Here is a 25,237-nt window from a genome sequence, read left to right as displayed (position 1 = left end):
CCGTCCAAAAATTAACATTCTACTAATTGAACTAATCTATGAAAATGCGAAATACAATATTATTAAAGTCGCTGTAAGGATAAGAGCTAGCGCCCTAGGATCTTTTACTGAGGTAAGTTTTCCTCTTACTACAGCCAAAGGGTGTTCCCAGGTGTAGTTGTCAATAACTTCTTGTTTGGGCTTTTCTGTTGCAAAACTTACGGTAAAATATATGATTGAGCATAGCACAAATAACCACCATGCCTGCATCATAAAAGGAATTTGTAAACCTTTTGTAATGTACATGTACCCGCTAATGGGTTCAAAATCGAAACAAAATGCAATGATGCCTAGGATTAATCCCAAGGTTAAGGTGATGAAAGCAGCTTGCCGCGTTCCTCTTTTCGAAAATACCCCAAACAAGAATACTACGGCTACCGGAGGTGCAATGGCCGAAGCAATTTTGTTGATTGCCTCAAAAATACTAGAGAATTTATCGCCCTGAGTGGACCAGGCCATGGCCAGCACCATAACCAAAATTGCAGCATAACGACCAATTTTAATTTGTTGTTTGTCGGTGACAGTGGGTCTTACCCGCTTTACAATATCCACGGCAATAAGTGTTGCTGAACTGTTTAATGCAGCCGCAATTGTACTCATTAAGGCTGCCAGAAGTGTAGCAGCCATTAGGCCTTTTAATCCGACAGGTAGAAGCTGGTTAATTAAAACCGGTAAGGCCATGTTGGCATTGGTTCCAATAATGTCTTTAAATAGCACGTAGGCAATAACGCCAGGAAACACTAAAATGAAAACCGGTAATATTTTTAGGAAACCGGCAAAAATGGGCCCTACTTGTGCATCTGTTTGGGTTTTGGCACCTAAAACCCGCTGAACAATGGTTTGGTCGGAGCACCAATACCATAAACCCAAAATGGGGTAACCCAGCAGGCAAGCGTACCAGGTAAGTCCGGTGTCTCCTCCCAATGTGGCCAAGCTATCTTTGGAATGTAAAATTTTTAGTTGCCCGGGTTTTAAACTTGCTTTTAGTTCGGCAATCGTATTTATACCACTTTCTGATAAAGCAAATACGGCAAAGCCCGTTAGCATAATTGCACCAATTATTAAAATTACAGATTGTATAGTTTCGGTTACAACCACCGCTTTTAGGCCACCAAGTACGGTGTAAATTGTTGTTACTATTGAAATGACAAGAATTGAGGTAATGATATTTATTCCAAAGAAAGTCTCGAACACAACAGCACCGGCATACAAACTCATGCCAATGTGAACAAACAAGGCCCCAATAATGGCAATGAAGGCAAGAACCGTGCGCGACCTAGAGTCATAACGTTTTTCCAGGAACTCGGGCAAGGTTGATATTTTGCTTTTAAAATAAAATGGGGCGAAAATCAACCCTAGTAAAATTAAAGTTATTGATGCAAGCCATTCGAAATTACCCCACACCAAACCTTCGTTATAACCCGATGCCGCGAGCCCAACCAAGTGAATGGTTGAAATGTTTGATGCAAACAAAGCGGCACCCACCAAAACCCAGTTTAATCCCCTTCCGGCAAGAAAGTAGCTTTCGCTAGTCATTTTTTTTAATCTAACGGATAGAATACCAACGACTAATATTCCAACCAGGTAGATAATAATTATTGAAGAATCGATTAAACCTATTTTTTCACTCATTATACATGGGAATTAATTTTTTTTATAGAATCCAATGCGCTAAATAAAGATACTGGAGTCTAATTTGTAAGAGGTTGTGGTATCGCTCCACAACCTCTTTTAATTCTAAGTTGACTTTATTCCAAAATCGATTTCACCACTGAGTGTAACGTTTTGGTCTGTGTAGCATCAGTAAATGTTCCGCCAAATCCGTTCGTCAAGATCTGGTCAGAAGCATCAATTACCAACCTGGATTTTGGAAATTAACCCCAACGGCTTTGAATTTATTTTCTTCCGTTAAAGGAATCGGCCACATCAAATATTTATCATCGGTAACATTTCTTTCCTGAACAATGATCCTGTCATAATTAAATGTGCCTTCATTCTCAGTGATTTTCATGCCTGTAACCACTCCTTCATAGTCCTTTTGAATCTTCCATCTGCGAAGGTCATAGTAACGGTGCTCCTCAAAAGCCAGCTCTATTCTTCGCTCATTGCGCAATTTGAGTTCAAAATCCTGGGCAGAGATACTTGAAGGAACGTCAGGCATGCCGGCCCTGGCTCTGATTTTATTGACAGCCGCCAGCGCTTCAGAGGTAACCGCCCCGTTGGCGTAAAAGTCTGCTTCGGCAAAATTAAGATAAATCTCAGCCATCCGGAAATCGTGCCAATAACCGTCTACATTATAATTGTTCTTTGAAGCATAATTAATGAACTTCCTAAGGTAATAACCGGTTCTGGTATAAAGGTTACTGATCTCAGAGATTCCGCAATTACCGCCGACAAAAGTTTCCACAGGAACTGTATTGTTGCTTAGGTTATGATAATTGCCATTGCAATAAATCGTCGAAAAAAGACGGGGGTCGCGGTTTGCATATGGATCTGCAGGATCATACAAGGTGTTATCCACATTATAATTGGGCTGCAGATGCTGGTCATCCAGATAAGGCATCTCCGGATCAAGAACCGGCACACCATCAATGGTCTCATATGCATCAACCAATTCCTGCGAAGGACTCATGCCTGCTTTGGTTACATTGGCCAAAACAGGGAGGCCGTAATTGGACCACAGCGTCATTCGTGTGGTTCCTTTTATGGTCTCTTTCTCTTCTGCAGGATTCTCCACCCCTTCAGAGGCGGTGAGGAAATATTCCTGATACTTGCTATAGAGACCAGGGACAGAAATGCTTGCCGGATTATACAACCCAAAACCGGCACTCTCAAGTTTTTCCATCGCATCTTTAGTTACGGCAGCGGCTTCATTCCAATAGTTGTTGCCATCGTTCCACAACGGACTGGCTGCAAAAAGAATGGCTTGTGACTTAATGGCATTGGCCACCCCGCGGGTCATATACCCATCCTGAAGACCACTAACCTGACGATATAAAAGCTCAGGCTGGGCCATGGCAGCATCGCAATCGTCGATGATCGCCTGCACATTTTCATAAAACGTTGGCCTCTCCATGGCCGAGAAATCATAATCCAGAGGGAGCTCCTCTTTAAAGATAGGAACCGGACCATAACGCTTAATGAGTTGAAGATAATAATAAGCTCTTAACAGATAAGCTTCGCCTTTCCACTGGCCTCTGTGTTCTTCAATCTTAAAAAAAGGTACTTCATCCACATGGGCAATAAATACATTGCACGCACGGATCCCTTTATACATATCGTCGTAAAGGTTGCCATCAAGCAAATTATTGCTGGAACTCATGTTCCCCTGATAATATTGCAGGGTACTGTTACCGGGGACTACATCCTGGGCATTCTGCGCTTCATCGGTATAGGATGCTAAAAAGGTTCCCCCCGCACTACTCGCCCCATAGTAGGGCATATAAGAGTAAGCGGTTGCCAGGTATTTCTTGGTTAACTCGTAATCCGAAAAGATTTCATCATACGTCACCCGTCCATCCGATCCGAAATCAAAAGCGCTTTCGCAAGATGGAGCCAACAGGCTTACAGCCATTAATATATATACAATTCTTCGTTTCATCTTTTCTCTTTCTTAAAATGTTAGATTAAGCCCAAAAACAAACGCCCTGCGCGTAGGAGAACTGTTCACGCCGCTCATAAAAACCGTCATATCGTCGCTTTTCATGTTATCGAGCGTAAGCAGATTTCTTCCGCTAAAATAGATCCGGGCATCCTTGGTCCATACCTTATTAGACACACTGGCAGGAATCGTATAGCCTAAGGTTACCTCCCTCAATTGGACATAGCTTTTGTCCTGAAAGTAATAATCATTGGCTTTATGACTGGAACTTCCATCCAGTGATAAAGCAGGAGCCGTAATCTCTTCTCCATTGGCGTAACGCTCAGCAGTCCATGCGGTTAAATGTTGCGTGAAAAAGGTGCCGTTGTTAAACGACTCATAATAGCCACAACCGCTGTTAAATGAACTCACTTGTGAAACGCCATACAACAAGGCCGAAAGGTCAAATTGTTTCCATCGCATATTCAATTCAGCGCCATAACTGATTCTTGGGATACTTCCATAACCCATTGGGGCCATGTCTTTAGCATTAATAATCCCGTCGTTATTCAAATCCTGATAGATAAAATCTCCGGTTCTTGGTGAGGCGCCATCATAAGCTAGCCCGGAGGCTGCAATCTCATCGGCACTGTTGAAAAAGCCGTTTCCATTGGAATAATCAATCAGGTAACCCCAATGTTGTCCTACACGGTATCCGGTAGTTCTGTATGGATAAGCATAATCATCGCCCAGATTTAACTCTGCAATGCTTTCAACCTTATTGTCGTTAAAGGCAAAGTAACCATTAATCCCAAAGGAAAAATCTTTGCTGAAGTCCTTCTGGTAACCCAATTGGGTCTCAAAGCCATATGAATGTACTTCACCGTCATTCATCAAAGGAAGCGCACTGGAAGCAATACCCATCATGGCCGGCATGATCTTATTGGAGACCAAAATGTCGGTCCGCCGGTCATCAAAATACTCAAAAGCCAAAGAGACCTGATTCCATAAGCCAAGGTCGATCCCGATATTGGCAATCTTAGAGCTTTCCCAGGTGATATCGGGGTTACCCAATTGGGTCTCTCCAATGTTGCTTCCACTGGTGGTCAGGTTATCCTTATACAGGAAGCGCTCGCTGGTGCCCAATGCATCATTACCCACCAAACCGTAGGAACCATGAAGTTTCAGGAAGCTCACCGCCTCATTAGCCTTCAAAAAATCGAAGTTCGAAAGCACCAGAGCCGCAGACATGGATGGGAAAAATCCGTAACGGTTCTCGGAACTAAATTGCTCTGACCCCTGATAACCCGACACCAAATCGGCATATAACAGATTTTTATACGCATAACTCACATTTAACCCATAGGTCATTTTTATAAAGGGCTGAACACCAACCGCCGCCTGGGAACTATAATGTTGTTTTTGTATAAACGCACGGGCGCTAACCCCATGGTCTCCAAAGGTATTTTGATAACTCAAATGCCCCTGATATTCGTTCCTGTTAATGGAAGAGGTTTTCTTGGTGAATGTGACCGGCTCGTCTGTGGTGGAGCCAAATTTCATAAAAGCCAAACTGTCGGTTACAGTCTTATCCCGTATCCATCGCTCGTAATCGGTATTGCCATAGATATAAGAGGTCGGAATCGTATAATACTTTATCTCTCCTCCGGCTGACAAACCAGGCAGCAATTTCTTAAGGTCAATATTTAATCCGGAAATGGAAGAAATATGAACCCCGGTTGTTTTAGTGTATCCCGATCTGTTAATCTTGGCATAGGTTGAACTCCCTTCGGTTTCGGTAATCACCACATACCCTTCGGGTGTAAGAGGTCCATAAACAGTAGGGTCCAGGTTAAAAATAGTAGAATAGACATCATTTGACTGGGTGTCCATATTACGATTCAGCCTTCCCGATATATTCATGTAACCACTGATATAATCGTTGATCTTAATATCCAGGTTGGAACGGATATCAAACCGGTTGGTTCCAAAAGTCTCGGGAACGGTACCATCCGTCTTATAAGGAGAATCCTGATGAAGATAGCCCATTCCCACATAATATTTAAAGGATTCAGAACCTCCACGTCCGCTTACATGAATATCCTGTGTTTGAACCAACGGGTCGATAAACATATCGTACCAATTGTTATTGGGGTACAAGTCGCGATTTTCACCCGACTCGTAATTGGCAATGTCCTCAGCCGAAAATACAGGCGTACCGGTATTGCCATCGTTAGCCCAGGCCTCGTTATAAAGTCTGGCGAATTGTCCCGAATTTAAAACGGTAGGGGTTACAATAGATTTTTTCAGGGTGTAATTGGCATCTACGGTAATAGTAGACTCCCCATCATAACCTTTCTTGGTTTTCACCGAAATAATGCCGTTTCCTCCCTGGAAGCCATATAAAGAGGTGGCAGCGGCATCTTTTAATATGGTTATCGACTCCACATCTCTCAGATTCAGGTGTCCATAACTATCGGTTAGCATCCCATCCACCAAAATCGTTGGGGCTTTCCCATTGGTGGTAGAGATTCCTCGTATGTATCCGGAGGTATAGCCCGGGATTCTCCCCGTGAGGGCAGTCCCGAGGGACGAGGACTTGGTTCGGGATAAAACATCCTGACCTATGGTTATGGCCGAAGCCCCCACAGAACTCATGGTTCTGTCGCCGGTCAATAGAGACACCGTATTGTCGCGACCTGAGGCATCCGATTCCAAAACCACATTGAGGTCTTCCTTGTTAGTAAAGGTTACCTCCTGGCTTCTGTAACCGTTTAAGGACACAACGAATACTTCATTTTCAACAAGAACCCCATGTATGTTGAAGGTGCCATCCACCCCGCTCACACAATTAATGGCATTGTTTCGGGCCGTCACCTTAGCTCCGGGCAAAGCCCGTCCGAAAACATCTTTTACCGAGCCTTTCGTATAAGAGCCCTCTTTTTGGGCATGCACATGCCCCGCCGACAATACAAAGATCATCAGCAAGAAGGTTAATATTTTTGATGATATATAATTTCTGAAATTCATCATTTATTTAATATTTAATTGTAAACACTTCCAAGCCAGATTACCATCCGGGATTTTGAATGTTAACGCCGGTTTTTTCAAATAAATTGGAGACTTCTGTCGCATCAATCGGGTAAAGATTAAATTTGGCCGCATAGCACTTTTTTTCCAGACCTTGCCCGCTCCAGCTCTGTGTGTCCGGATCATAGGCATCGCCCACCTGAAATCGCATATGCGTAAAACTGCCGTCTTCATTCTTTTCGATCCACATACCCGTGGCATAACGTACAATATCCATATCTTCTCCGGGAGCGGTCCAGCGGCGCACGTCATAATACCGGGTTTCTTCATAAGCCATCTCAATCCGGCGTTCGTTACGGTACATCAAACGAAGGTTTTCCTGGTTAATGGTTACCCCTTCCACTTCATCCAGGTTGGGCATTCCCACACGATCTCTGATCGGCTTAATCGCCGCTAAAGCTTCTGTAAGATGGTTGTTTTCGATCGCACATTCGGCATAGTTAAGATAGATCTCGGCCAGCCGCATATAGCGCCATGAAGAGGAAACATTCTTACCTCTGCGCGATAAAGGATGATAGTGCCTGCGTGGATAATAACCCGTCTGCGTGCGCTTGGTATTACTACCATCAATACTACTGTTACCCGTCCTAAAAATATCTATCGTTGTAGTCTTATTGCTTGAATTAAGAGCGGTTGAACCATTGTAATAGACCGTGGCGTAAAAACGTGGATCCCGGTCCACATAAGGGTTGGTTTCGTCATATCCCGACCCGGAGGCAAAATTGGGGGAAAGATGTTTAACATCATTATACGGGTTCGCCAGGTCAAGAACATATTTTCCGCTTGTCATAGGATAGGCATCAACGAGTTCCTGGGTAGGGGCCATTCCTGCCGAAACCGCATTGTTAATAGGCAATCCCTGGAAATTCCAAAGATTACTGCGGGTATAAGTAACTAAAATACTTTCCTTATCTACCGGAACAGCAGAATAATCTCTGGTAGTTGTGCTGTATTCATGATAGGCGTTTGTCCCAAAAACAGAAGCGTTACGAACGGTGGTATACAATTCAAAATCATGTGCCAAAAGCTCGTCTAACGACTCTTTGCAAATGGCTTCGGCTTCCGCCCAATAATTCTGACCACCGTTATACAAAGGACTGGCCTTAAACAGGGCTACTCTGGATTTTAGTGCCGCCGCGACACTTTTATTCATCCTTTTGGCATCGGTACTTATTTCAGGTCGCCAGGGCAATTCAGGCGATTTCATGGCTTCGCGGCATTCACTGATAATAAAATCCGCAATCTCCGTATAGGTGGAGATGACCAGCGTTGACTCATCAAAATCCACATCCGTAGGCTCGGTAAGAAGATAGGCTTTGCCATACCGCTGCGCAAGATCGGCATAATAGAAAGCACGCAATACCCGGGCCTCGGCAGTCCATTGTTCACGTTCTGCCTCGGAAGGAACGGCGGCGGTCCCTATCCTGCTCAGGAACACATTAATGCGCCGAATTCTTTTATAGAAATAAGGCCATGCCTGAACACCATTACCAAAAATCCCTTTCTGGTAACCCAGTTTGTTATTGTTCCCAACTGCGGTACAGGCTCCAAGATAAAGAGAAGCGCTGTTGGCACCATTTCGGCCAATACTCCAGGAATCATCCGATATCGCAGTAGGTAGATTTTCAATCCCCACATAGGCATATCCATAGACGGGAAATTTCTCATAACAGGAGCTAAAATAACCTCCTGTAGTTGCTTCGTCGGCAAAAATCTCATCCATTGTCTGTGTTCCATCCGGAGAGATATCCAAAACATCCTCACACGAAACAAACAGAAATAAAGACAGGACAGCAATCCATATTTTTGTTTTCATAATATTTTCTTTTTCATTTAATAATTACACCAATCTAAAACGTAACATTTACACCAAAATTAAATATCTGGGTAATTGGAATCAGCGGGGAACGCCCAATTTCCGGATCCAGATGGGAAAAACGGTTATTGGCCCAGGTGATAAGGTTACTACCATTGGTGTATACTCTTACCTTTTCTATCCCCAGCTTGTTGCATAAGTTTTTTGAAAAAGTATAGCCAAACTCGGCATTTTTCAATCTCAGGTAAGATACATCCGTGGTGTAATATGAGTTAATTGTATGATTAGTATTTCTCTTATAGGAGGACAGAGCCGGGTAGGAGATCTCCTCTCCATTGTCCCAACGTTCCTGGGTCCAGGCATTTTTCTGGTAGGCAAAATAATATCCGGGATCTCCGTATTCCCATACTCCCGCGGCGGTAAAGTTCTTGGTTACCTGGGCAGCCCCCTGGAACATCAATGACAAATCAAACCCTTTATATGAAAAGGAAAACCTTGAACTGTAGTTGATTCGCGGAACGGTTGGATAGCCAATCACGTCTTTATCTTCAGCACCGATGTTACCATCCTCATTCAGATCCTTATATTTTAAATCCCCCAAACGAGGCGTGGCTCCCGAATAGGTGGTTTGATTAATCTCCTCTTCGGAAATGTAATACCCATTGCCTTCCGAATCCCAATCGACAATCATACCGGTATATTGCCCAATAGAGAGGCCTTGTTTTGTATAAGGTTGGTAATAGTTATCTCCCTTGCTGGCTTCATCGGCAAATACGTTTTTATTGATGGCATAAGCAAAGGTATTGCGAATGGAGAAAAAGAAATCATTATTAAGTCTTTTCTTATATTCCATTTCCACCTCAAATCCTTTATTATCGACAATTCCCAGGTTCGCTTTGGGATAAATATCAGCCAAACCGGTCACGTCAGATACCGTTTGGCGGGTAATCAGGATATTCTCTCTTCTTTCTTTAAAAGCATCCACCGACAAAGTCAGGGTGTTTTTCAAGAAGCCCATATCAATCCCATAGTTCTGTTTGTAGGCAACCTCCCAGGTAATATTTGGGTTTCCGAGCAAATTCTCCGACACAAACAAATCACTGATCGTTTTAATAGCTCCACTGGTTTTTACATTCATTTTATCCAGGTACAGGAATCGTGAACCGCCAATATTATCGCTACCCACTTTACCATAAGAGGCCCTCACCTTAAGATTGGAGAAAACATTAAGCGATTTAACAAAGGGTTCGTTCGACAGCACCCAACCAACAGATCCGGCAGGGAATATGCCATAACGATTACCCTTGGCAAATTGCTCCGATCCGTTATAACCAATATTGAATTCGGCCAGATAACGATTCTTCAACCGGTAGGTTCCGCGACCGGCAACACCCATATAATTATACGGCAGTAAATTTTCACTGCTGCCACTAGCCACTTCTTTATTGTCGCGTTGTGCCAGCACCATCCCTGTCACCTTATGTATTTTATTAAAGGTGCGGTTATAATTGATTACCCATTGTAAATTCGAGCTGTACCTAAAACTGGAACTCTTGGAAAGGGAAATGGGATAAAACTGAAGATCCTCTTCGGGTGTAAATTGAATGGCATCGTATATTTCGCCTTCCAGAGTCTCCTGCTCATTAATATCAAACTGATAACTGGTATTACTCTTACTTCCAGAGATAGACGAGCTGGAATAGGTGTCAAAAGAGGCCATTACTTTTGAGGATAGCCCCTTGGTGATCTTGCTTAAGTCAAAATCAACATAGGCGGTGGTATTCAGGTTATCGGATTCAGAACTGTTATAGCCCCTAAAATTCAATATGTCGTAGGGATTTTTGTTGCTTACGTTATCGGGGGTAATAGGATACCCTTCGGGGATTCCATACTTTTCCCATCCTGCGGGAGAGAGCGGCCCGGGTGTAACCGGGGTCATGGAATTGATCCCCACATATACTTGAGAAGCCTTCGAGGTGGTACCATTCACCTTATCTACATAGCCGGCCAGCTTAACCCCGGCGGAAATCCATTTGTTCACTTTCATCTCCACGTTGGTTCTGAAATTGTAACGGTTCAACTTAAACTGAGGATCATATCCGACTTCATCTTTAGATAGGGCATCGTAAAAACTTTTCTGATTGAGAACACCTGCGTTGAAAAAATACTTGAAACGATCGTTTCCGCCCGACATATTTACATTGTATCGCGACATGGGCGCAAAGTCGTTGAGCATGATATCATACCAATCGGTATTGGGATAAAAAGGACTGGTTCCAGCCTTCATCAGTCCGATCTGCCGTTCTGTATATTTGGGGGCATACCCATCGTTAATCAGGGCCTGGTTTCTCATTTCGGCATAATCCCACGAATCCAACATCTCGGTTTTGTAGGTTAAATGTTGCAGCCCGAATTCATAAGTAAAACTGATAGATGGTTTTTCGTTTTGACCTACACGGGTCGTCACCAAAATAACACCATTGGCTCCACGAACCCCAAAAACGGCCGTGGCCGAGGCGTCTTTCAAAACTGTCAGGCTCTCTATCTCATTCGGATCGAGCTGGGTAATATTGTCCCGGGGAATCCCATCCACCAAAATCAATGGCTGAGCTCCGTTGGTTGTGCTGAGCCCTCTCAGATAAATAGAATAGCCTTCAGCGCCGGGACGACCACTGCTCTGTATCGTCGTTAAACCCGGCAGCTGACCGGTGAGTGCCCCAATGACGTTGGGGGAGGGACTTTGCTTGATTAATTCTGTTTTTACCGCGGCAACCGACCCGGTAACGCTTATTTTCTCCTGCTTACCATAACCTACAGCCACAACTTCTTCCAGTTGTGTAAGTGCAGATTGCATAACGACATCAATAACTAAATTCTTTTTTAGGGGTATTTCTTGTGTTTCCATCCCGATAAAACTGAAAACCAATACCACTCCATCCGGAATGTTTTTCAGGATGTACTGCCCGTCTGCACCGGATGTGGTTCCAATAGTGGTTCCTTTTATCATCACGGTTACTCCGGGGATTCCCTGGCCATCTGTCCCGCTAACGGTTCCCCGAACCGTTTTGTCAGATTGTTCCAACAGAATAGGAGGTTCATCTTCAAAGTTCAAGTTATCGGCAATTGCCTGTCCTGAACTTGCAAGAAAAATAAAATAAGCAAAGAGAAGTGCCTTTTTTATTTTCTGATTGAGCAATTTGCAACCCTCTCGAAGGAAGGAATGATTGAATCGTGTTTTTTTCATAAGAGTTTAATAGTTTATTTATCGGGTTATAACTTACTTATCAAACTTGTTTTGCATAAATTATAAGCCTTAACTATGTGATATTTGCATGTTTTTATTAGCCCGCATGGTAGGCCACCCAATAGGTCTAATTAAAGCCTGTTAAAAAAGCGGATCGATTTCGGTTTTGTCATTATGTTCCCCAAGAATCCACAAGACCTACTTTTTCTGACACGGTGGCTGATTTACTTTCATCTAATTAGCACAAGCACTATTAACCCGCAGGAATATTTAGATGACATCAGATTTGAAGGCTTCATAATTGGAATGCTTTTTTTACTCGGTTAAATAATCATTACATTTCTAATTTATTTGCAAAGCCTATGTTCTCATTCTTTCCTCCTTTCTTTCTATTGGTGATTAAACTTGTTATAATTAGGATTTCGGCCACTTTATCCATTCAGTCCCACTATAAGCCTGGGATCCACAATGTTCTAGTTCTGTACGTTTCAGTTTTTTACGACAATTGTCAATTCTTTCCGGCTTCACTAACTAAATCACGACTCTCTCTCTGTTAATTACATTCAGGTTTCCAGAACTTATGAAAATACGCCATTTTTAGGGCCTATTTAGAATAAAGCCTTTTTAAAATAGATTTTAAAAGTAAACAATACATTTTAATAATCCAACTTATAAAAATGATATTAATAAGTTATAGAAGCAAACAAGTACTAAATGCAATATGAAAAAGCATGAAAAACAGATGGTTATAAAAATTAACATTTGTAAACACATATTATGTGGAGTTGTTTGTGTATGTTATTAATATTATTTTCATATTTTTGTATGGAGAGAACGAGATGATTATGAGAAAAGAATATGCAAAGATGGATGCGGCATTGCTGCATCAAACCAACAAAAAGGTAATTTTAAAACTAATAAAAGAGAAAAGCCAGATAAGTCGGTCGGAACTGTCCAGAGCAACAGGATTGACCCCGCCCACAATTACGCGAATTGTAAACGAGCTGGTGGATTCTGAAGGGATCGCGGAATACGTAGGCGTGGGAAATTCAAGCGGGGGAAGGCCTCCTGTGATCGTAAAATTCAAGTACGAAAGCAATTGCATTATTGGTATCGACCTTGGGGCAACATACATCAGGGGCTGCCTAGTTGACCTGAATGCAAATTTTATTTCGGAAATTCAAGTTCCTACTGAAATTGAACGTGGATTTGACAGTATAATCGAGAAAGTAGTGCAAGTGATAAACAAGCTTCAGAAGCGAAAGGAGAAAGACGCAAGGATTTGGGGTGTTGGAATCGGTGTTGCCGGGCTGGTACATAGCGAAACCGGGATCATAGAATCGTCCCCTGATTTTGGCTGGTCTAACGTCAGTCTGAGAGAAGTATTAGAGAAGAAGCTGGATGTGCCTTTTTTCTATGACAACTCGACACGTTTAATGGCTCTTTGTGAATTAAAGCTGGGGGAAAGACAAAATCTGAAAAACTTTACGGTAATCAACTTCGGTTACGGGATAGCTTCGGGGCTGGTGATCGAAGGAAACCTGGTGAAAGGTTATGCTGGTTTTGCCGGTGAATTCGGGCACATTGTGGTTGACACAAACAGTAAGGTACAGTGTAAATGCGGAATGTATGGATGCCTCGAGGCGTTGGCTTCGGGACACAGAATTGCCAACCGTGGCAAGGCCGAAATGGAAAACGGCAATGCCGATTTGCTGAAAGATTTGTGCAATAACAATTCCAACCTTGTGACTGCCGAACAAGTCGCCCGTGCGGCAAAAATGGGCGATGTGGCCTGTCTAAAAATCTACGATGAGGTCTCGGAATATTTGTGCAAGGGCATTGGCACAATTGCCAACCTTCTAAATCCGCAGACCGTTTATATTGGAGGTGGAATTTCGTTAAGCGGCCAGTTCCTTTTTGACTTAATTGAAAATAAAAAATCTAAATACCTTTTGCCGGCAAACATCAATGTCCAGATTCTTCCTTCCAGTTTTGGGGAACAGACAACAGAAATTGGTGCAGTATCGTTGGTTTTAGATAAAATTATGAACCTGGAGTTATCTGCCAAAAAAAAATAGGTTTTAATAGATTAAAATTTAATATTTTTTAGTTATGATTAGTTGTAGATTGTTTACATTCCTGATAATTGTTGTTGGACTCTTTGGTTGCGCTTCGCAAAGTTCTGATAAATCCAAAGAGAATGATGACAGCATGAATAATGAACGACCGAATGTCATTTTTATTTACGCCGACGATTTGGGACGCGGGTTACTGTCAGGCGAAGGGCAGAAAATTATCAAAACTCCCAACATCGACCGCTTGGCCGACGAAGGGATGCGATTTGAAAATGCTTATGGTTGTATGTTTTGTGCCCCTGCCAGGGCAAGCCTGCTGACCGGATACCATGATTGCCATGGCGATAAATGGAAAATTAGTGCCGGTGGGGCCTACAAAAAAATCTCAACAGGTGTGATGACTCCCCAGGAGATAGAATCAAAACTAAACCAGCAACAAGGCCAGATTCCGGAAAATGAAATATTTCTTGGCGAAGTTTTTAAAAAAGCGGGTTACACAACCGGTCAGGTAGGAAAACTGGAATGGGGGTTCTCGGCTACCCATAAACAGATGAAACGCCATGGCTGGGATTATTATTACGGATACCTCGACCATGTGCGGTGTCACGGCTTCTACCCTCCATTTCTTTTTGAAAATGGAGAATTGGTAAATATTGAAGGCAACACCGATATTCATTGTGGTAGAACAAATGAAAAAGAGACAGAAAAAGCTTTTAATCAAAGATGGAATATGGAAGGGAAAGCAGTGTATTCCCAAAACTTGTTCCTCGAAAAAATGCTGGGTTTTATCCGTGAAAACAAGGACAAACCCTTTTTTCTGTATCACCCTACGCAACTGCCTCATGGACCTGTTGCTACCCCGAAAGTATACGACGAATTTGTAAATGACGACAGGCTTACTCAGATTGAAAAAGAATATGCGTCGATGGTGAAAATGCTGGACGAGCATGTGGGTATATTAATGGACGAATTAAAAAAGTTGGGAATTGATAAAAAAACATTGGTGATCTTTTCATCGGATAATGGCCATGAGATATATTATAGCCAAGAGGGAAGAATATTAAAACCGGTTAGGAACATGTCCACCGGGGAGTTTTTCGACGACATAGAAACCAAATATTACAGCGAGCTGGGTGGCGATGTTTTTGATGGGAATGATGGCATGGCGGGGATAAAACGCAGTAATTGGGAAGGAGGGGTCCGTGTGCCTTTAATTGCACGTTGGCCCGGTAAAATTAAAAAAGGTATTACATCCAATGTATTGGTTGCCAATTACGATTTTCTCTCAACGATGGCTGATTTGGTGAACTATGATATACCGGTTGAAAAAGATGGAGTTTCTTATTTGCCGGAATTGTTGGGACAGGAAGGCAAGAAGCATAATCATGTGGTTTATTCTTCTTTTTTGGGCCCAGCACTGGTAACCTCAGATGGTTGGAAAATCAGGTACTTTATTTCTGAAGATATATTTCAGTTGTATTATCTGCCTAACGATTATCGCGAAGAGAATAACCTGATATCAGAACATAAGGAAAAGGCCGAGCACTTAATTGAATTATTAACGGATGAATGTAATGGCGACCTTAATAACGGTTGGTTTAGGGTTAGAAATATTATTTTGTCACCTATAAAAAAGTGAGATAAGGATTGTTATACGAGCAAGTTTCGGTTTCACCTTGATTATATTAGAAAACCCCTGCCAGCTTTATCAGGCAGGGATTTTTTAATGCAGATTGAGGGTTTAAATAAAAAAGTTTACAATATGGCTATTTATTGCCTAATATTGTTTTGATTTGTAATATGAATATAGATATTTGTGTCTATTCCTTATTCTAAAGCCTCGATTACATCATATGAACAACGAAAAAAATGATACACATGATTTTCTTTTGCTTGAGTTACAGAACGGGCATGATGGAGCTTTTGATTATATTTTTCGGAAATATTTTAAAGGGCTTTGTGCACAGGCCAATTTGTATGTTAATGATTTAGACAAAGCCCAGAGTCTTGTTCAGGACTGTTTTGTGAAATTATGGGTAAACCGTGAAAATGCGTGCAGCATAAAAAATCTTCCGGCATATTTGTCCTTTATGGTGCGCAACCAATGTGTCGACTATTTGCGAAAGAACAAGTCTTTAGAGAATCTTCATAGGAAAGCTGAAAAAGAAAGAGCGGAAACGAACTCCGAGGATTATATTTTTGAGCGGGAATTTGAAGAAAAACTGATTGTTGTTTTGTCTGTACTCCCCGAAAGGAGCCGAATGGCTTTTGAATACAGTCGTTTTGAAAATCTTACCTATAAAGAGATTGCCGAAAAAATGAGTATTTCGGTAAAGGCTGTCGAGGCATTGGTTAGCCGGGCTCTAAAAACATTGCGAATCGAGCTAAAAGAGCATCTCTCTTATTTAGCCATTCTTCTTTCCTGCACAATTTTCTAATTGTTTTAACTTTTTTTTATATTTCCATATAGGGTAAGGACCCTTATGGTTCGTCCTAAGTGTAAAGTCATATTATTAAAATTTGATACAAACACGTGAACAATCATCAATTGGAAAATATTATAACGAAATCCCTGGCAGGGACATTAAATGCGGAAGAGCAAGAGCTGCTTAACCATTGGATTTCAGAATCGAAAGAAAACGAGAAGGAATTTAAGGCTTATGCTTTATTGTGGGAGAAGTCGCAAAAGTTGGTATTATCTGACTCAATCGATGTTGAATCTTCTTTAACCGAGACAAAAAAACGAATAGCCAAACTAAGCCCGCAAAAACGTTGGCAGACCTATTTACGTCAGGCTGCGGCAATTTTATTGCTGTCGCTTTCATTTTCTTTTTTATACAACTACTGTGTACTCGAAATTGATTCCGAAGAGGTGGTTATGCAGGAAGTTAAGCCTGCATTTGGTACGCACACCAAATTGCAACTTGCCGATGGTACGACAGTTTGGCTCAACTCAGGGAGCACACTTCGTTTTCCAACTTCGTTTGCTAACCTGGATGAACGGAAGGTAGAGTTAAACGGGGAAGGTTATTTTGACGTTGCTAAGAATGATGCCAAACCATTTATAGTGAAGACTCCGAAACTGGGCGTAAAAGTATACGGGACTTCGTTTAATGTATCAGCTTACAAGGAGTATAACACAATGACAGTGGCCCTGGAAGAAGGGAAGGTAGCTTTGGTTAATGAATACAGTAGCGGGCCAAAAGAATTGATGACAATGAAGCCAAACGATATTGTTGAGTACGATTCGGAGAAAAACAAACTCTTTCATTCGTCAAACTCGAACCTAAAAAAGTACACTTCATGGAAAGATGGTTATATTGTATTTTATGACGACCATATCAATGATGTGGTTCAAAGGTTAGAGAAATGGTACAATGTTAAAATTGAAATACAAGACCAGGCCTTGCAGGATTACAGCTTCACGGCAACCTTTACCGATGAGACCCTGGAGCAGGTCCTGAATTTGTTGAGTTTATCGTCGCCCATGAGCTATAAGATAGTGTCTGCGCAAAAGCAGGAAGATAATTCATTTAGCCCCCGAAAAGCAACTTTATCAATAAAAAAATAATTCCTATGACGTAAAAAAAATCCAATAAAAAACAGGAAAGTGTTGGCGCACCCTCCTGTTGCTTTTTTCACCTGAACTGCTAATTCAGGAAGTAATTTTAGTATTCACTTAATACCCCACAAATTTATGAAAAAGTTTTTAAATTGGTGGAAAATCATTTCTTTGGTTTTACCATCCAGAATGTTATTAATTATGAAACTGACAGTGTTAATCATCTGTTTTAGCTCTTTCGGAGTTTATGCTTCTAACTCCTACTCGCAAAACACGAAACTATCGTTAAATTTTAACAATACCTCCATTAAGGAAGTGTTGGTTGAAATAGAAAACAACAGTGAGTTCTTCTTCCTCTACAATAATAATCTGATTGATGTGGATAAAAAAGTGGATGTGGATGTAGAAGATGAAAAAATTACAGATATTCTTAACTTGATTTTTGAGGGGCAGGATGTTGAGTTTTCGATTATTGACCGGCAGATCATTATTTCGCCAAGCGATATTTATCAAGCCGCACAGTCTGGGCAATCTCGTGTAACCGGTAAAGTAATTGATTCACGGGGTGAATCCATACCCGGTGTATCAGTGTTAATAAAAGGTACTTCAACAGGTACCGTTACCAATATCGATGGTGAATTCTCCATTTTAGCCGGCTCTGGTCAAGTGTTGGTTTTCTCATTTATCGGAATGAAAACACAGGAAATAAAGGTGGAGGGACAAAGTTCAATCAATGTTACCTTGGCGGTTGATGCCATTGGTTTGGAAGAGGTTGTAGCCATTGGTTATGGTGTTATGAAAAAAAGCGACTTAACAGGCGCCGTAGTTAATGTAAATATTGAAGAATTAAGTGAACTCCCAAATGTCTCTGTCATCCAGTCGATGCAGGGAACTGTACCAGGTCTGAATATTGGTGCCGTAGATGCAGCGGGTGAAAACCCATCTATTTCTGTTCGTGGACAAAATTCGCTTTCAAGCGGTTCAGCTGCCAATGCTCCATTAATTGTAGTTGATGGAATTATTTACCGGGGAAGCCTGATCGACTTAAATACCGCGGATATTGAATCTGTTGATATTTTGAAGGATGCCAGTTCAGCCGCCATTTATGGTTCGCAGGCATCAAATGGTGTTATGCTTATTACCACTAAAAAAGGAGATGACTCGGGAAAACCCATCATCAACTATTCGGGAAGTTACACCCTGCAGGTACCCTCAAATAAACTGGAGCCCATGGGAGCAGCTGAAATTACAGATTTTCTCTGGGATGCTTATTGGGCAAATGGCTCGCGTATTGGACCTGATTATGTAGAGAGAAATCCGGATTGGTCGCCCGAAGACATTTTATCAACCAATGAAATGAAAGAAGGATTTAGAAATGGCGTGGACAACAGTATGTGGGATGATTTAACCGGAAACGGTTTTATTAATACCCATAATATAAGTGTTCGTGGAAAAACAAAAAACTTCGGCTATTTTTTCTCCGGTGGTGTAACTGATGTGGAAGGCTACATGGCCAACGACGAATATACCAAGTACAATTATAGAATTAACCTGGATGCAAAAATTAATAGCTGGATGAATGTGGGAATGGAAACTTTCCTTACCTCGAGTGATTATTCGGGTGTGGCGCCTAACTCGGGTGTGGCATTTCAAATGCAACCATGGATCCCTTACTATGATGAGGATGGAGAGCCTTTGCGTGACCTGGCAGGAGTTTGGTTTAGCCCGCTATTAACCATTCAGCAAGATGATTCTGACAAACGTTTGAACCTTTTTGCAAATATCCACGCTGATATTAATCTTCCGATAAAAGGTTTAAATTACAGGGTTAATTTCTCGCAGAATTACCGTACAACCAACCACGATAACTTTAATCCGTGGGGAGCTACATACACCGGATACGGATATAAAAATTCTTCAATTGGCTACGACTATACTGTAGATAATATCTTAACTTACAAAAAAACATTTAATAATGTACACAACGTAAACGCAACTTTGGTTTATGGTGTTGAAAAACGCGAAGGTTCATCTACAAATACAAGTGCACAAAAGTTTACCAACGATTTATTGGGCTACAACTCACTGGAGCAAGGCGAAGCCGAATTAAGAGGGCTGAATACCGGTGCATGGCAGGAGCAAAGTTTGTATTCCATGGCACGCGTATCGTACAATTATAAAAACAGGTACTTACTTACCGGTACTTATAGGAGAGATGGTTTCTCTGGTTTTGGTGCGAACGATAAAATTGCCACCTTCCCCTCTGTAGCCGTTGGCTGGGTGGCCTCGGAAGAAAGTTTTGTGAAAGAAAAAACAGAAGACTGGCTCGACTATTTGAAACTAAGAGCTTCGTATGGTAGCACAGGTAACCGTGGAGTAAGCCGCTATCAAACCCTTGCCAAAGTATCGGCTTCACCGGTCATTACCTTTGGTGACGGAGTGCCAGCCACCATAGGCCAATATCCTACCAGCCTTCCTAACGATGCATTAGGTTGGGAAACCACCACCGGACTAAACCTGGGGTTAGATTTTGCGGTCTTAAATTCAAGGATACACGGTAACATCGAGTATTACAAAAACTCAACGGAAGGCGGGTTGTATTCTATTTCCTTACCCCGATTGACCGGTTTTGGCAGCATCATGAAAAATATAGGGGCTGTTGACAACCACGGTATTGAGTTTACCCTAACGGGAGATGTTATTAGACGTGGTGATTTCACATGGAGTACAACGGTTACCTTCTCCAGGGTAAGAAACGAAATTGTATCTATTCTTGGTGAAGACAATGACGGGGATGGGATTGAAGATGATCTGGTTCAAAGCGGCCTTTTTATCGGTAAACCAACTAGCGTTATTTACGACTACGAAATTGAAGGCATGTGGCAACTGGCCGATGAAGAAGCCGGTGTGATACCCGATGGATTTTTACCGGGTACCTACAAACTCTCTGACCTGAGCGGACCTGACGGTGAACCGGATGGAGTTATCTCGTCTGCCTATGACCGGAAAATTTTAGGATATACCGATCCTAGCTACAGAATGGGTTTTGCCAATACGCTCAAATACAAAAGGTTTAGCTTGTATGCCTTCGTTAACACTATTCAGGGAGGAAAAGATTATTACTACGCCAGAGATGTGCTTCCTTTAGGTAATAATACTGTTCTCGAGCGCTACGATAAAGCAAATATGATTGCAGGCGGATGGGATTACTGGATGCCTGAAAATCCTAATGCCCGATTCCGCAGACCTGATGCCGTTGCGGCCTATGACCCTGACCCGGTTATGCAACGTAATTTTATTCGCCTTCAGGATGTCTCTTTATCTTATACTTTCCCAAAATCAGTCATCAACAAATGGGATATCAACAGCTTAAAAGTGTTCATGAGTGGCAAAAACCTGTTGACCATCACAGATTGGAGAGGCTGGGATCCTGAATCCGGCCAGGGATTTACCGTTGGAACACCTGTTATGGCAAATTATACGTTAGGTGTAAATGTTGAATTTTAAAAATTTACGACCATGAAAATATTAAAATATATAACAACCGTTTTTCTAGCAACCTTCATTTTCTTTTCGTGTAACGAAGATGAATGGTTAGAAGAAGAAGTATTAGATTTCTACAGTATTGGCAACTCCTATGTAACCGCCGATCAGTTTAACGCCGCGGTGGCAACCCTGTATGATCAAATGCAGGACCGCACAATAATGTCCAACCTGGGGGGAATGTATATCTTTCAATACACTTCCGACATTGCTTATAACGCAATTGCGCCTACAAATGCATTGAACTCTTACATTGATAAAATAACGCCCAGCAATGGAAGCACGCGTAACTTCTGGCGCTGGTATTACCAGATTATTTATTACTCCAATGTAATTCTTTCACGTATTGATGGGGAAAACACCGAGTTCGAATCAGAAGAACAACGCAATCAGTTAAAGGCAGAAGCGATGTTCATTAGAGGTAATTGCTATCGCCTATTAGGAATCATGTTTGGCGGAGTGCCCCTGGTTTTGGAAGAGATTAAGGAACCAAAGCGTGACTTTGTGCGGGCCACACGCGCAGAAGTATTGGCTCAGGCCATCAGCGATGTAAAATTTGCAGCTGAAAATCTACCTGACCCGGATGAAGCTGAAGATGGAAGGGTTTCAAAAGGAGCTGCCAACCATCTTTTGGCCGAACTCTATATTACTGGGGAACAGTGGGACAATGCTATTGCAGCAGCCACCGCAGTCATTGACGATCCAAATTACGAACTGATGACCGAACGATTTGGAACGCGTCAATCAGAACCTGGCGATGTATATTGGGATTTATTCAGGATTGGAAATCAAAACCGGAAGTCCAGTGTAAACAAGGAAGCAATTTGGGTATGCCAATACGAATACGATGTGACAGGTGGAGGCCGAAGCAGCAACTATCCACAATTCGGAAATCCTCATTACACCACGTTACAAGGCAAAGATGGAATACCTTTATTTGACAAACCTATGGCCGCCTACGGAGGTAGAGGCATTGGCTGGTTTGCACCAAACAACTTTTTAATTAACGAGGTATGGGATGACCCGGCAGATATGCGGAATTCAGAATATAACATTTATCGCGATATTAAGGCAACAAATCCTGCCTCTGCTTATTACGGGAAGTATATCGTTGCCGACGATGCCATCGACCAAAGTACGGCCAGAGCATACAATCGGGGTTGGTCGGCCATTATGGTTAAAATTACCCCTGTAAATAATCTACCCGATGAATATTACATCGATAAAGAAAGAGGTACCGTGATCAATAGCGGCCCCCAAACATTCAGAGATCACTACTTCATGCGACTCGCCGAAACCTACTTATTGCGGGCGGAAGCTTATCTTGGCAAAGGCGATAAAACAAATGCGGCAGCCGACATCAACGTGATTAGAGGCAGGGCTCAGGCAACTCCGGTGGATGAAGCGGATGTTGATATTGATTACATACTCGATGAAAGGGTGAGGGAATTGGCTTACGAAGAATTCCGTACGGTAACCCTTATGCGAACCAAAAAGCTGGCTGAAAGGGTTAAAAAATACAATCCAATGTATAATGGAACTTATGCCACTAATGGGGTTGAAGAATACCATAACCTCTACCCGATTCCCGCTGACGAAATAGAAAATAACTCGGAAGCAGTACTTGAACAAAATCCGGGCTATAATTAGTAATAGTGTAAATATAAAAAGAAGAAGGAGGAGCGTGTTGACGCACGTTCCTCCTTTATCTTTTTTGAAAACATAGTTATCACTGCAATGTACTTTTTATCCTTCAAAAGGGTAGGTAGCCGACTGAAGGTCAGGGTGTAAATGGCTGTTTCTGCGTTTCTTTCTTTCTCTAGGATCTGCGTATGATAAAAATATAATAATCATGAAAAAAGTGCTTATTTGCTTTATTTTCATTCTTTATACATCTCAGTTACTGGTTGCCAGGGAAAGAATGCTTCAGGGTAAAGTAACCACCTTCGACAGTATCCCTTTAATAGGGGCGAGCATTCTGGTTAAAAGCACAAAGCAAATAGTTAAAACGGATTCTTCGGGTTTTTTTTCCGTATCGATTCAACAAAAAGATAAAATTAAAGTTACTGCTCACGGTTTTTCAAACCAACATGCTAAAATAACAGATACCATAAAATTCATAGATGTGAACTTGAAGCTAAAACCGGGACACGAAAACCGGGAAATGGCGGTTAGTTGCGGACATGTTAAAGATAAAGATAAATTATACGCAGTTTCCAGTTTAAACACAAACGAACTGGACTTTACACAGTATACTAGCATATACGAGCTTATAAAAGGACGATTTCCGGGAGTGGAGATAAATGGGAGCGATATAATAATTCGCGGAACTTCATCTTTTCTGGGTAGCCACGCTGCCTTGCTGGTTGTTGACGGAGTAATTGTTGATCAAGTTTTTTTCTCAAATCTGATCCCGTCAGAAATTGCCACCATCAATATATTAAAAGATGCCGGTGCAGCGGAGTATGGTTCAAGAGGGGCAAATGGTGTTGTTTTGGTTCAAACAATAATGAAAAAATGATGATGGTAAAGGATCATGAAGGATTAACAAGTTATTACAACTATAAAACAATCTCAAGAATAGGATTGCTGCTTGTTATTCATTTGGCGCTATATAGTTGTTCGGATGTTAATAACGGCAAGCAAGAGCCCAATATCTTATTAATACTTACCGATAACCAAAGTTATTACGAATTGAGCTGCAATAGGCACGAGATTGTAAAAACCCCGAACATTGATAAAGTTGCAAAACAAGGTGTGGTGTTCGATAATTTTTATGCAACACCTTATTGTTCGCCCAGCCGGGCAGAGCTTCTTACCGGTCGTTATTCCTTGCGGTATGGAATTCACAACACCATTGGAGGCGTTTCAATACTTCCTACTACCGAAATATTAATTTCCGATTTATTAAAAGATGCTGGCTATACCTGTGGTGTATTTGGCAAGTGGCATTTGGGTAACGAATATCCGTTTAATCCAATTTATCGCGGATTCGACGAATCTTTTATTCATGATGGTGGAGGTATTGGCCAATTTCCTGATTATTATGGAAATACCCACATCGATGCAAGCTACAACCACAACGGGAAATTTGTTTCTTCCTTAGGTTTTTCTTCCGATGTTCTCTTTCATGAAGCTCAGCATTTCATAAAAGAGAATCAAAATAACCCTTTCTTTTGTTTTGTGTCGACCCCGGCAACCCATGGCCCCTGGCAAGCTCACCCCGAAAAATTGAAAGAACTTAAAAAACGTGGAATTGAGGGAACTGATAAAGAGATGGCCCTTTATTCAATGATTGAAAATATTGACGATAATGTGGGGATGTTACTTTCCGAACTCGATTCGCTGGAGTTAACGGAAAATACGCTGGTAATTATTGCCACGGATCAGGGAATGCGTTATCGGGGTTTACCCAACCCACCGGCAGTAAACAACCACGGATTGCCCGATGATGTGCTCGACTTTCGCCACAAGGTATTTTGTATGATGCAATTCCCTAAGAAACAAAAACAGGCTTATAAATCAATGGCACTCGCCGGAATTGTAGATATTCCACCCACAATTATCGATGTATGCGGACTCGAAGTTCCTGCTAATATGGATGGGCGAAGTTTAAAACCATTGTTGACAGACACCAAAGAATGGGATGATGACCGTACAGTTATTGTGCAATGCCCTAGAAACAGAAAGCGAAAAAAATATAAAAACGCCTCGGTTAAAACCAGAGAATGGCGCTTACTTGATGGTAAATTATTGTTTAATGCTATTGAAGATCCTTATCAGTTAGAGGATGTTTCGGCAAAACACCCACAAGTTGTAGATTCCCTTAATGCTATTTACAACGAATTTTGGGAAAGCCTTCCCACAGAGCCAATCTTGGCTCGACATATTATTGGAGCTAAAAATGCACCCGAGATACGTCTCAATGCCATGGATTGGTACAAAGGAAATAATCCACATACGCAAGGGCAAATTCCTTCAAAACGAAATAATGGTGTTTGGCCGGTTACCATTGCTAACGATGGGCTTTACCATTTCGAATTACGGAGTTTCCCACGCGAGCACCCGAAAACTATTGCTGCAAATAAAACGGTGTTAAAAATTGGCGAAAGTGTATTTTCGAAGATAACAGATACTGAGCAAGAAAAAGTTACTTTTGAGGTAGAGCTGAAAACAGGGCAATATGACCTATCTACCTTTTTTGAGTCTGATTCTTCCGACGAAAATAAAAAATCGTGGGGAGCCAACTTTGTTTATATAAACCGAATAGAATAATCTAATAAATAAT

General features: G+C 41.8%; 13 protein-coding genes. 8 read left to right on the top strand and 5 right to left on the bottom strand.

Annotated elements, in window-relative coordinates; all coding sequences use genetic code 11:
* Positions 1–36: 36 nt before the first annotated feature.
* From ACT29I_RS09375 to ACT29I_RS09355, 5 genes are all read right to left on the bottom strand, one after another.
* Complete coding sequence (locus ACT29I_RS09375) at positions 37–1,671, bottom strand: sodium:solute symporter (RefSeq protein ID WP_444793270.1); 1,635 nt, start codon at positions 1,669–1,671, stop codon at positions 37–39.
* A gap of 220 nt (positions 1,672–1,891) precedes the next feature.
* Positions 1,892–3,640 carry a RagB/SusD family nutrient uptake outer membrane protein gene (locus ACT29I_RS09370; RefSeq protein WP_430932139.1) on the bottom strand — a complete coding sequence of 583 codons (1,749 nt, stop codon included), beginning with the start codon at positions 3,638–3,640 and terminating at the stop codon, positions 1,892–1,894.
* 12 nt (positions 3,641–3,652) lie between these two features.
* Positions 3,653–6,652, bottom strand: a complete 3,000-nt coding sequence (locus ACT29I_RS09365; RefSeq protein WP_444793269.1) for a SusC/RagA family TonB-linked outer membrane protein — start codon at positions 6,650–6,652, stop codon at positions 3,653–3,655.
* Between the two features lie 37 nt (positions 6,653–6,689).
* Positions 6,690–8,525 carry a RagB/SusD family nutrient uptake outer membrane protein gene (locus ACT29I_RS09360; protein WP_430932141.1) on the bottom strand — a complete coding sequence of 612 codons (1,836 nt, stop codon included), beginning with the start codon at positions 8,523–8,525 and terminating at the stop codon, positions 6,690–6,692.
* A gap of 34 nt (positions 8,526–8,559) precedes the next feature.
* On the bottom strand, positions 8,560–11,769 hold the full coding sequence (locus ACT29I_RS09355) for a SusC/RagA family TonB-linked outer membrane protein (RefSeq protein WP_444793268.1): 3,210 nt from the start codon (positions 11,767–11,769) through the stop codon (positions 8,560–8,562).
* A gap of 845 nt (positions 11,770–12,614) precedes the next feature.
* On the opposite strand from ACT29I_RS09355, the gene ACT29I_RS09350 reads away from it, so the two are divergent.
* The 8 genes from ACT29I_RS09350 to ACT29I_RS09315 all read left to right on the top strand — a co-directional run bounded on the left by ACT29I_RS09350 (position 12,615) and on the right by ACT29I_RS09315 (position 25,224).
* Positions 12,615–13,847, top strand: a complete 1,233-nt coding sequence (locus tag ACT29I_RS09350) for an ROK family transcriptional regulator (protein ID WP_444793267.1) — start codon at positions 12,615–12,617, stop codon at positions 13,845–13,847.
* 34 nt (positions 13,848–13,881) lie between these two features.
* Positions 13,882–15,483 (top strand): arylsulfatase, encoded by a 1,602-nt coding sequence (locus tag ACT29I_RS09345; protein WP_430932144.1) that lies wholly within the window; start codon positions 13,882–13,884, stop codon positions 15,481–15,483.
* A 214-nt stretch (positions 15,484–15,697) separates the two neighbouring features.
* The gene (locus tag ACT29I_RS09340; protein WP_430932145.1) at positions 15,698–16,282 is read left to right on the top strand and encodes an RNA polymerase sigma-70 factor; all 585 of its coding nucleotides are present in this window, start codon (positions 15,698–15,700) and stop codon (positions 16,280–16,282) included.
* A gap of 95 nt (positions 16,283–16,377) precedes the next feature.
* Positions 16,378–17,415 carry a FecR family protein gene (locus ACT29I_RS09335; protein ID WP_444793266.1) on the top strand — a complete coding sequence of 346 codons (1,038 nt, stop codon included), beginning with the start codon at positions 16,378–16,380 and terminating at the stop codon, positions 17,413–17,415.
* Positions 17,416–17,541: 126 nt separating this feature from the next.
* Positions 17,542–20,913: a SusC/RagA family TonB-linked outer membrane protein gene (locus ACT29I_RS09330; RefSeq protein WP_444793265.1), complete on the top strand. Its 3,372-nt coding sequence runs from the start codon at positions 17,542–17,544 to the stop codon at positions 20,911–20,913.
* A 12-nt stretch (positions 20,914–20,925) separates the two neighbouring features.
* Positions 20,926–22,599, top strand: coding sequence for a RagB/SusD family nutrient uptake outer membrane protein (locus tag ACT29I_RS09325; protein ID WP_430932148.1), 1,674 nt, complete (start codon positions 20,926–20,928; stop codon positions 22,597–22,599).
* A 202-nt stretch (positions 22,600–22,801) separates the two neighbouring features.
* Positions 22,802–23,470 (top strand): TonB-dependent receptor plug domain-containing protein, encoded by a 669-nt coding sequence (locus ACT29I_RS09320; RefSeq protein WP_430932149.1) that lies wholly within the window; start codon positions 22,802–22,804, stop codon positions 23,468–23,470.
* Positions 23,467–25,224 (top strand): sulfatase-like hydrolase/transferase, encoded by a 1,758-nt coding sequence (locus tag ACT29I_RS09315; protein ID WP_444793264.1) that lies wholly within the window; start codon positions 23,467–23,469, stop codon positions 25,222–25,224. The genes ACT29I_RS09320 and ACT29I_RS09315 overlap by 4 nt, the downstream gene beginning before the upstream one ends.
* The last annotated feature ends 13 nt before the right edge of the window (positions 25,225–25,237 follow it).

It is taken from the genome of Saccharicrinis sp. GN24d3 (assembly GCF_052400645.1).
In the GTDB taxonomy this organism is placed as follows: domain Bacteria; phylum Bacteroidota; class Bacteroidia; order Bacteroidales; family Marinilabiliaceae; genus Saccharicrinis.
Note: the sequence above shows the minus strand (reverse complement) of the source record. Positions and strands in the feature narration are given on the sequence as shown.